Source organism: Thermodesulfovibrionales bacterium, from assembly GCA_035622735.1.
Classification (GTDB): domain Bacteria; phylum Nitrospirota; class Thermodesulfovibrionia; order Thermodesulfovibrionales; family UBA9159; genus DASPUT01.
Map to the genome: position 1 here is coordinate 1 of DASPUT010000146.1, position 10594 is coordinate 10594.

11 protein-coding genes are annotated in these 10594 nt (G+C 53.6%); 9 read left to right on the forward strand and 2 right to left on the reverse strand.

Annotated features, from left to right (window positions below):
• Together tpiA and VEI96_07790 are read right to left on the reverse strand one after the other, a co-directional pair.
• On the reverse strand, window positions 1-638 hold a 638-nt coding region (tpiA, locus tag VEI96_07785), incomplete at its 3' end, for a triose-phosphate isomerase (GenBank protein ID HXX57887.1).
• Window positions 639-870: 232 nt separating this feature from the next.
• The gene (locus tag VEI96_07790; protein HXX57888.1) at window positions 871-1992 is read right to left on the reverse strand and encodes a DUF362 domain-containing protein; all 1122 of its coding nucleotides are present in this window, start codon (window positions 1990-1992) and stop codon (window positions 871-873) included.
• Window positions 1993-2125: 133 nt separating this feature from the next.
• Between VEI96_07790 and VEI96_07795 the strand changes: the two genes are divergently transcribed.
• From VEI96_07795 to nadD, 9 genes are all read left to right on the forward strand, one after another.
• Window positions 2126-2509, forward strand: coding sequence for a co-chaperone GroES family protein (locus VEI96_07795; protein ID HXX57889.1), 384 nt, complete (start codon window positions 2126-2128; stop codon window positions 2507-2509).
• Between the two features lie 4 nt (window positions 2510-2513).
• Complete coding sequence (locus VEI96_07800; protein ID HXX57890.1) at window positions 2514-3452, forward strand: AEC family transporter; 939 nt, start codon at window positions 2514-2516, stop codon at window positions 3450-3452.
• A 9-nt stretch (window positions 3453-3461) separates the two neighbouring features.
• Entirely contained in the window at window positions 3462-4958 is a 1497-nt protein-coding gene (locus VEI96_07805) for an ATP-binding protein (protein HXX57891.1), read from the forward strand.
• Window positions 4959-4987: 29 nt separating this feature from the next.
• Window positions 4988-5449, forward strand: a complete 462-nt coding sequence (sixA, locus tag VEI96_07810) for a phosphohistidine phosphatase SixA (protein ID HXX57892.1) — start codon at window positions 4988-4990, stop codon at window positions 5447-5449.
• Window positions 5446-6834 carry a DNA recombination protein RmuC gene (gene rmuC / locus VEI96_07815; GenBank protein HXX57893.1) on the forward strand — a complete coding sequence of 463 codons (1389 nt, stop codon included), beginning with the start codon at window positions 5446-5448 and terminating at the stop codon, window positions 6832-6834. Before sixA ends, rmuC begins: the two co-directional genes overlap by 4 nt.
• A 70-nt stretch (window positions 6835-6904) precedes the next feature.
• Entirely contained in the window at window positions 6905-8782 is a 1878-nt protein-coding gene (locus VEI96_07820) for a helicase C-terminal domain-containing protein (protein HXX57894.1), read from the forward strand.
• A gap of 57 nt (window positions 8783-8839) precedes the next feature.
• Window positions 8840-9121 (forward strand): hypothetical protein, encoded by a 282-nt coding sequence (locus VEI96_07825; GenBank protein HXX57895.1) that lies wholly within the window; start codon window positions 8840-8842, stop codon window positions 9119-9121.
• A complete protein-coding gene (locus tag VEI96_07830) occupies window positions 9121-10086 on the forward strand; it encodes a methyltransferase (GenBank protein ID HXX57896.1) in 966 nt (321 codons plus the stop codon). The genes VEI96_07825 and VEI96_07830 overlap by 1 nt, the downstream gene beginning before the upstream one ends.
• A partial coding sequence (gene nadD, locus VEI96_07835) for a nicotinate-nucleotide adenylyltransferase (protein ID HXX57897.1) occupies window positions 10067-10594 on the forward strand: 528 nt, incomplete at its 3' end. The genes VEI96_07830 and nadD, both read left to right, overlap by 20 nt.

Below are 10594 nucleotides of genomic sequence, written 5' to 3' on the forward strand. Positions count from 1 at the left end.
ACATCCGGACAGGCCATGAGACGGTCGATGTTTTCCGGCGTAACGCTGCCTCCGTAGAGTATCCGTATCGTATCGGCACGGCCGGCGAAGACTTCCCTCAACCTGGACCTGATGTAGCTGTGCGCTTCCTGTGCCTGTTCGGGCGTGGCGGTCTTGCCCGTACCGATCGCCCAGACCGGTTCGTAAGCAACGATGAGCCCTTCTCCGTCAACATCCCTGAGGCCGTTTCGTATCTGACCGGCCAATACTTCAAAGGTCTTCCCTGTCTCCCGCTCACTCAGGGATTCACCGATACAGAAAATTACGCGGAGTCCGCTTTTCAGGGAGGCCTTTATTTTCCTATTGATAATTTCGTCCGATTCGTGAAAGTACTGCCTTCTCTCGGAATGGCCGACGATGACGTATTCACAGCCTGCATCCCGCAGCATGACAGGCGAGACCTCACCGGTGAAGGCGCCCTTCTCTTCGTAGAAGACATTTTGGGCCGCGAGCTTCACCTCGGTCCCCGCCAGCTTTTCTGCGATCGCAAAAAGCGGCGTGAAGGGCGGAGCTAAGACGATATCGGCATCATGGATGCCGGAAACAGAAGGCAGGAAGGAATGGACAAACTCCAAAGCCTCCGGTATCGTCTTATTCATCTTCCAATTGGCTGCCAGGCACGGTCTACGCATCCTGATATTTAAGAACATCCGCACGAAAAAAGTCAATGAGAAGCCGAAAGACTAAAGATGAGAACTAAAGTTTTATTTTATAGGTAGCCTAAATTTTCCGCTTGACAAAAAAAGATATTCCTGTAGAATAAAAATAGTATTACGTTGTTACCTCCCCGAAGCTGCTGTTCAGCACCCACGGACAGCAGCTCTTTTTTTCTTATATCTCTATCAGCTCGTAAGCCCTTGAACCGAGGCCAAGCCTCTCCGCCTCTTCAACCTGTATGATGTAAGGCTTCTTGCTGAGGGCGAAGAGAATATCGTCGCCCCGGCTGATCCCCTCTTGAGAGGCGGCCGATTCAGGGAGAGGAGATGCGGTCTGCAACATATCTATGCTCGCCTGTTCTATCGAGACGATGTCGTCCGACAGAAGAATGCCCTGGTCCTGAATCACCGGGACATCTGCAATGGGCATACAGTCGCATTCAGGCTGTATCTCGCTGAGAAAATTGATGTAGACCACCTTTTGCGGTTCAAAGGTAGACAGGACCGTCTTCGCTGCCTCGGCAAGGGAGCGCATGAACCGCTCATCGTCCCCCGGCAGGGTAAGCGCCTCCGACTGACATACCCGTTCACACCTTCCGCAGCGCCAGCACGTGTCACCGTCCCAGACGAGGTCATCTTCTTCATTAAAGGTAATCGCCCCGAGGGGACATATCTCAGAGCACTGGTAACACATCTCGCATTTCTCCTCGTCCCAGAAGAGCTTACCCTCTCCTATCGTGTGCATGGCTCCCCTTCCGCACTTCCAGCCGCAGGTGCGATGGGCGGAACTGACACCACCCATGGCGACATTCTTGATGGCGCCTCCGTACCCCGCGTTTATGTGCCCCTTGACGTGGCTGCAGACGACCATGCCGGGAACATCGTATATGAGCGACGCAACGGCTATCTCGCCGAGGATCTCGCCGGCCTTCACCATGATGCTGTCTTTTCCATAAAGGCCGTCCGCGATGACAACGGGAGCACCTACCGAGAGGTGGTTGATGCCATTCTCGTTTGCGACATCGAGATAGTCGAGGCCCTTAATCCGTACGGTATCGGTAACAAAGGGTTTTGCGCCGATGTTCCGTAATGCCTCGACAACCTTCCTCAGGAACACAGGCCTGACGATCCGATGAGCGCCTTCCGAACCAAAATGGGTCTTTATCGCGACCCACTCCTTCGGGCTGAAATAGCCTGACAGCCTCGCCTCTTTCAGAAGCCTTTCGAGTTTCCCGGGCATGCTGTCTTCGTATTTCCACTTCGTCACTCTCGCCGATGAAAAATACACCTTAGCCATAACCTTATATTACCCGAAACGGCGGGCTATTGCCATGAGGGCGAAGGATGCGGAATTGTCCACGAGCGAAGGGAAGCCTAGAGACCGTCACTTCTAGAAGATAAAAGGAGGAGAAATATTTTAGAATACCCCTATGAAGGCAAAGAAGAGTCTTATCATTATCGGCGACCGAGTGCTCATAAATCCTGACGAGAGAACGGACAAGACCGGGTCGGGCCTGTATCTCCCCGCAACGGTAAAGGAGAAAGAGAAAGTGGTCGGGGGACAGGTCGTCAAAGTGGGACCGGGCTATCCCGTGCACGACCCGAACGTGGTAGTTGAGGAACCCTGGTCTTCTCAGAGGAGGCTCGATCTGAAGTATATTCCCCTCCAGGCTGCTGAGGGAGATTATGCTATCTTTCTGAAAGACGCGGCGGTCGAGATAGAGTTTGAGGGGAAGAAATATCTCATTGTCCCCCACTCGGCCATACTCGCGCTTGTTCGGACGGAGATAGCAGAGGGCTATTCAGAGACCTGACCGGATGCTCGACATACTCCTTCCCTTCGGTCTGATTATCCTGGCAGGCGTCGTCTTCAGGTTCCTGCGGTTCGGAAGCATAGCCCCTGACCTCGTGAGGGCGTCGATTAATCTTCTCGTGCTCAACATGTTCCTGCCGGCCCTCTGCCTGAAGATCGTGTATAGTGCGTCTATCGACCTCCAAACGACGCTCATTCCGCTGACAGCGGCAGCTACGCTCCTCTTTACCCTCGTGCTTTCTCTTGGGATATACTCTTTCCTTGAGAAAAAAATGCCGATGAAACCGTCCGAAAAAGGGGCCCTGCTCATCGCCTCTGCCTTCGGCAACACCACGTATCTCGGTCTTCCTGTCCTCACCGGACTCTACGGACCCGATGCCGCACGGTATGCGCTCTTCTATGATCTCCTTGCGACAACGCCGATACTATGGCTTCTCGGAGCGCCGATGGCCTCCCGCTACGGAGAGGGCAAGAAGATGAAGTTGTCGGAATCCGTGAGAACAATCGCTTCTCTGCCGCCGGTCTGGGCCATTCTCGGAGGACTCGTCCTGAGGCTCATGGAGATTCAGCTCCCAGCCTTTCTTTTCAAGACACTCGCCCTGCTCGGCGACATGGTCGTTCCTCTCATGGTCTTCAGTATCGGCCTTGCCCTTATCGTCCCCAAAGTGAATCATGCCTTCGTGATCATGCCTGCCGTCATCATGAAGCTCGCCGTGACACCTCTCATAGCATATATGACGGCGCGGTCACTCGGGATTCGGGGAGAACCGCTTGCCGCCTGCTTCCTGGAAGGAGCGATGCCTGTAATGGTACTATCGCTCCTGATAGCTGAACGATTTAAACTCGATCTATCGCTCACATCCCTCATCATTGTCGTGACGACCGCCCTCTCCTTCGTCACCCTTCCGGTCGCCGTTTACATGACACAATTCCTGATCCCCTGAGGTTTGGTCGTGATCGTTATAACAGAAGATACCTTTGAACAGTTTCTCCAGTCGGCGAACGAATCATCGCTCATTGATCTTCATGCCGTCACCTTCGCTGATCCCTTCGGCATGACCGGTATCCTTGAAACGGGAGACCTCCTCAGGTCGGAAGGCATCCGGAAGACAATTTTCCTGCCCGAATCGGAAGAAGTCCTTAAGTATCTCGAGAGAATGGATTTTTTCAAATTCGCCGCTGATTACTTTACTCTCGAACCCTCCCTACCGGGGATAGCCGGCAAATACCTGAGAAGCTCGTATTCCGATGTCCTCCTCGAGATCACACCGATAGAGAAATCGGACGACATCCACTTTATCGTCGGCAAGGTAAAAGAACGGGGCCGCGCGATCCTGGCGAAACATCTTCACTACGGCGAAAGGGCAATCGGCGGTTTTGTCGTCGCGCTTTCAGAAGTCTGCCAGAATATTGTCGAGCACAGCGAGACCAAGGGGTTTGTAGGCATACAAAAGTACCACTTCCAAAATATGGACAAGAACGTCGTCGAAATCGCTGTCATGGATATCGGGATAGGCTTCAGGAAATCTCTGTCGCAGAGGTTCCCGCTGAAGAATGACCTTGATGCCATCGAAAAGGGACTGCTCCATGGCGCTTCGCGATTTGCCGACGCGGGGAGAGGGCATGGTCTGAACGCGGTGAGACGCTTTGTCAATGAATGGAACGGCAGGCTCTCGATCCGATCGGGAACGGCGAAGCTCTCGATAATCCCGCGATGGTCAAGGGGAAAGAAGACCGAAGAGAACCTGACCTATTTCCCCGGCGCCCAGATCCATATCATGCTGCCCGAAATCCGAAAATTCCGTAAAACGCGATCCCCCGGAATCTTCTTGACAAGATCGTTTTTTTATGCTTCAATTGAATCAATTGAAGAACAAGAAATAGCTGTGACACGTTACAATCTATACAGACTCCTCAAGGAGGAACTCAAAAACGGTTCATCGGACCTTGTCACAAGGCCGTCGGGGCAGGCGATACGGAAACGCATCGAATGCGAACTCGAAAAAGAAGAAGAGGGAGCCGTCATTGCACTCGACTTCTCGAAGATAGGCATCATCGATTACTCCTGTGCCGATGAGGTCGTGGCCAAACTGCTGTCGAGGCTCTTGAGCGATGAATATGGCGATCGGTATATTGTCCTCACCGGTCTCAATGATAATCAGAAGGAGAACATCGAAGTCGCCCTCGAGAGGAAAGAACTCTCCGTCATGGCCCGGATGAGAAACGGAAGGGAGATGCTCCTCGGAAGGCTGAATAACTACCTCAGGGAGACCCTCCGGTTCGTTATGGAAAACATGAGCATAACGGCCAAAGATCTGGCCGATGCCCTCGAGATCGAGGCGAATACCAGCGGAACGAGGCTCTTGAATCTCCAGAAAAAACGTCTTGTGAAGAGGGTTGAGGAAGCAAGGGACGGAGGAAGGGTTTGGGTATATGAGAAGATCTCATAATTTCGAATTCGGGTTGCGCGGGGCGTGACGTGTTGCTCTACCTCGTTCAACATGCAGAGGCAAAACGGGAGACGGAAGACCCTGCACGGGGGCTCACCGAAAAGGGATCCGAGGACATTCGGAAAGTCGCCGCTTACCTCGGGAAACTCGACATGCGGACAATCCGGATATTCCACAGCGGCAAGACAAGGGCTCTTGAGACTGCGCGGGTTCTCGCCGAATATCTGATGCCTCCAAAGGGCATAACAGAGGCAGACGGGCTCGCGCCCATGGACGACCCTGAGGTCTGGCAGAGGAGGATCCTTCAGATTAACGAGGACGTAGTTCTCGTAGGGCATTTGCCCCATCTGGAGATCCTCGCGTCACTGCTCCTCGGCGGAAAGAAAGAAAAGGGTGTGATTGATTTCAAAATGGGAGGGATCCTCTGTATGAAGAGATCCGAAGGCCACTGGTCTGTTGCGTGGATGATGGTTCCGGAGGTGGTCGCATGATGACCATCGGTATCATTATCATCAGCTTAATCGCAGGAGCGGTTTTGGCTTGGCTGGTCGCCACTTCCCGACAGCAGAAGAAGGACGCAGACCAGATTGCCGAACTCGAAAGGCGGGCGGGTTCAGCCGAGGCTGTGAACAACGAACTGAGACAGCAGATGGATAAAAGGGAAACGTCGCTGGAACAGACAAGGGCTGAACTGGATAGAGAAAAACAATCCAAGGTCGAGGCGCTCACAAAACTCGAGGCAGCTCGACAGGGTTTTGAAGAGCAGAAGGCGATGATCGATGCGATGAAGAAAGAGATGACCGACACCTTTAATGCACTATCAAAAGCGGCACTGGATAGCAGCAACAAGAGTTTCCTGACACTCGCTTCGGAACATCTCGGCAAGGTCGTGGCTGAAACGAAGGGCAGACTCGGAGAACATCAGGCTGCAATGGACGGCATGATAAAACCGTTAGCCGAGACGCTGAAGAGATATGAGGAGCAGATAAAGGCTATCGAAGAGAGCAGGCATAAGGCATACGGAAGTCTCGGGGAGCAACTGAGGGCGCTGGTAGTGACCCATGAAAACCTCCAGAAAGAAACAAGCAATCTCGTCTCCGCGTTGAGAAAACCCCAGGTTCGCGGTCGCTGGGGCGAGATGCAGTTGAGAAGGGTCGCTGAGCTTTCGGGCATGTCCATGCACTGCGATTTTACCGAGCAGTATTCCCTGGATACGGAAAAGGGCAGAATAAGACCGGACATGGTCGTGCACCTCCCGATGGACAGGGAGATCGTAGTCGATTCGAAGGTATCCCTCGAAGCATATCTCGATGCCGTTTCCGACTCGTCGGAGGATCAGAGAAAGTCAAAGATGGAGAGACATGCTCAGCAGGTGAGGACGCACATGATGAAACTCGGCTCAAAGGACTACTGGAGCCAATTCGGAAAGTCCCCTGAGTTCGTGGTACTCTTTATTCCGGGCGAGTCTTTCTTGAGCGCGGCCCTTGAAACAGATACTACCTTGATTGAGGACGGCATCGAAAAGCGGGTCATCATCGCCACGCCGACTACTTTCATAGCCTTGCTCAGGGCCATTGCCTATGGCTGGCGGCAGGAACAGATTACAAAAAATGCACAGGAGATAAGCCTGTTGGGCAAAGAATTGTATGAGAGAATGAGAACGTTGGCGAGATATTTTGACGAGCTGGGTTCCGCGATCGGGAAATCGATGGATTCATATAACAGAATAATCGGTTCCATGGAATCTAGGGTATTGCCTTCCGTCAGGAAGTTTAAAGAGCTGGGTGTCACGGGAGCCGAGGAAATTCCGATACTGGAGCAGGTAGTTCAGACACCGAGGGTCATGAACCTTTTGCCGGAGGATTCCCCTGAATAAATTTTTCGGAGAGATCGGCGTCCTTTCGGGGCTTCTTCCTGCTTATGAAGCCCGTATCGAGCAGGAAGAGATGGCCGGGGCTGTCTCACATGCCCTCGAAGCCGCCGAACACCTGATCGTCGAAGCCGGCACCGGGGTGGGGAAGAGCCTTGCCTATCTCATCCCGCTTATTGAGCGGGTGCTGGACGGCGACGGAACTGACGGTTCAGGACGGAGAAGGGCTGTCGTCTCGACTTACACCAAGACGCTCCAGAGACAGCTCGTCGATACGGAGTTGCCCTTCCTGAGAGACCACATTTTCAGAGGGCTGCGGTTCGCGCTCTGTCTCGGCAGTGAAAACTACATATGCCTCAGGAGGCTCGACCAGGCCAAGACCCACGGTCTGTTCGAAATGGATGAAAGGAAGACAATTCAGGCACTGCTCAAATGGGTGAAGAAGACAGACACGGGGACGCGGTCGGAAATCGACCTGCCGCATTCGGTCTGGAAGCGGGTCTGCAGGGAGAGCGACATCTGTTACGGGAAGGAATGCAAGAAGTTTGCCGTCTGTTTCTATCAGGAGGCCAAATCCGTCGAAAGGAAAGCTCATATCCTTGTTACGAACCATCACCTCTTCTTTGCGAATGTTGCTTCCGGATGGAACGTAATCCCCCCTTTCGATACCGTTGTCTTTGACGAGGCCCATGAACTTGAGGATGTGGCGTCGAATTACTTGGGAGTAGAGGTTTCGCTTTCCGGACTCAGGCACTTTCTCGATTCACTGCTAGGCCAGCAGGGGAAGGGTCTGCTTTCACGGCTCAGATGGATACCGTCCGGGACGCATCGTGAAATGAAGGATAGGATCGATCTCATCAGGATGCGGGGAGAGGTCTTCTTCCATGAACTCTCTGAAAGGCTGAAGGACTCCTCAACCTTGAGGATCACCGGGAAGGATTTCATGGAGAATAGCCTCTCGGAACACCTCACGGACCTCGCGGAGGCGCTCGCCCCCCTCCTTCAAACCGCTGAAGACGATGAAGAGGAAAGGGAGATAACAGCCCTTGCCCTGCGGGGCGAGGCCCTTGCGCTGTCACTGAGGCTCATCCTTGAACAGGAACTCGAATGCCATGTCTACTGGGCGGAGAGAGAGGGCAAGAGGGTGAGACTCGCTGCAACCCCCATCGATGTCGCGTCTATTCTCAAATCACAGGTCTTCGATGTCCTCCCAAGGGCTGTCCTGACATCGGCAACCCTTGCGACGAGTGGTGACTTCGATTACATCAAGGAACGTCTCGGTTTGAGCGGTGCCAGGACCCTCCTCCTCCAGTCTCCCTTTGCCTATCATGAGCAGGTTGCGCTCTACATCGCCGATCATGTCAGTGAACCGGGTACCGACGAATTCGAGGATGAACTGATAGACCATATAAGAGATATCCTGAGAGTTACGATGGGCAGGACCCTCGTGCTCTTTACGAGCCACGGTCTTATGACAAGGACTTACGACGCTGTTTCGATTCCGGGCCTCCGGATACTCAAACAGGGCGACAGGGACAGTTACCGGCTGGTCAGGGAATTCAAGAGTGACAGCCATTCCGTCCTGTTCGGAACCTACACCTTCTGGCAGGGGATTGATATCCCCGGAGACGATCTCCGGTGTGTCATCATAACGAAGCTGCCCTTCGCCGTCCCGGACCAACCCGTTATCGAAGCAAGGATTGAGGCCCTCATGAGAGACGGCAGGGATCCCTTTTATCATTATCAGATACCGCAGGCCGCGATTCTCCTCAAACAGGGCTTCGGGAGGCTCGTGAGAACAAAGACGGACCGGGGGATCGTCGCGATTCTCGACCCGAGAATCAGGAGAAGGCGGTACGGTGTCCGGTTTCTGAAATCGCTCCCGGAGTGTAGAATGGCCGAATCATTGGGCGATCTCGAGGGCATGGTGAGTGGCGAGGAAGGCTTTGCATAGACGGTCCACGATGGAAATCAGACGTACATTTTGCCGTTATACGGAAAGGAGGGTGTCATGACGGAAAAATTAGGGTATGAGGAGTTTGTGAAAAAGGCGATCATCAGTCTGAGGAAGGAAGGGTACAAGGGGATTCACACGGTCTTCTCGGGATTCAATGAGGCCTTCAAGAAATACTACGACGGTGAAAACCCCATCGAAGTGACGAACCGGTTGGCCCAGGAAGGAAAGATCGTCATAAGGCCGGTAAAGGGCGGTGTGATGCTCTACCTTCCGGAGGATGCGCCTGCGCCGAAAGGTTCAGGAGATGAGGCGCTGAAAAAGATGGGGATAGGGTAATGCCTGGCATTCCTGAGGAAGCAAAGATGCTGCGGGGTCTTTGGGGCGGCTTCCAGTCAGCGAGGGTGTTATTGACCGCGAACAACTTCGGGGTTTTTGATCACCTGAAATCCGCGAGGAAGGCCGAGGATATTGCCGCTCTCCTAAGAACGGACAGGAGGGCAACAGAGATACTCCTCGATGCCTTGACGGGATTAGGACTCTTGAAGAAGACCGCCGGGAGATACAGGAACGCTGCCATGGCAAGCCGCTTCCTCGTCAAGGGGAGTCCCCTCTATCAGGGAGACATCATGCGCCACGCCGACATCCTCTGGAAGAACTGGTCAGGCCTCGATAAGGTATTGAAGACAGGCGAACCGTATCATGCCGCGCACGACCAAGGCTCCTTCATCAAAGGGATGCATAACCTCGCATCGCTGAAGGCCCGGAACGTAATCAGGGCCATAAACATGAAAGGTGTGAAGAGGGCCCTTGATCTCGGCGGAGGTCCCGGGACCTACGCCATCGAGATGGCAAAGCACGGTGTCTCGGTCACGCTCTATGACAGACCCGAGACGATAGAGATAGCGCGAGCGATCGTAGAGCAATCAGGACTGAGGCATGTCGGGTTTGCCGAGGGGGATTTCCTTTCCGATGACATCGGCTTCGGATACGACCTCGTATTCATCAGCCAGGTGCTCCACGCTTGTTCGGAGGATGAGTGTTTCCTGGTCATCGAAAAAGCCCGCAATGCCTTGCGCCCGGGGGGCAGGGTAGTCATTCAGGAATTTTTCATCACGGATGACAGGACGCGTCCGTCCCAGAGCGCGCTCTTTTCGGTCAACATGCTCGTGAATACGACTGCCGGAAGATGCTATGCGAGGCGGGAGATCAGGTCGTGGCTCTCCGCTGCGGGTTTCAGGAAGATGAAGGATAAGATACTCGATGATGCGGTCCTCATATCCGGTGAAAAAGCGCTCTCATAAGAAGATCGGCGTTTTCGGGGGTACCTTCAATCCTCTCCACTACGGACACCTCAGGGCTGCCGAGGAAGTGAGGGAGAAGCTGAGTCTCCAGAAGATACTCTTTGTGCCCTCTTTAAATCCTCCTCTGAAAAGCGGAGACCTGGCGCCGGCCGCGGACCGATTCGAAATGACGAGACTTGCCGTCGCGACGAATCCATTCTTCGAGGTCTCGGACATAGAATGGAGAAAACCGGAAAAGTCATATACCGTCGAGACGATTGAAGCCCTCACGAAGCTCTATCCCGATAAGAAACTTTCTCTCATTGTCGGCATCGATTCATTTCTCGATATTCCGGCGTGGTATCAACCGGAAAGACTGATGGCCATCACCGATTTCGTCGTCATTTCGAGGCCCGGTTTCAGCTTTTCGCGGCTCGACTCTCTCGTGACAGCGAGATCAGGCATCCTCTCCGAACTTGACAGCTCACTCCGCGAGATTCATGAAACGAATCTCAAGAGCGGGAGAGAA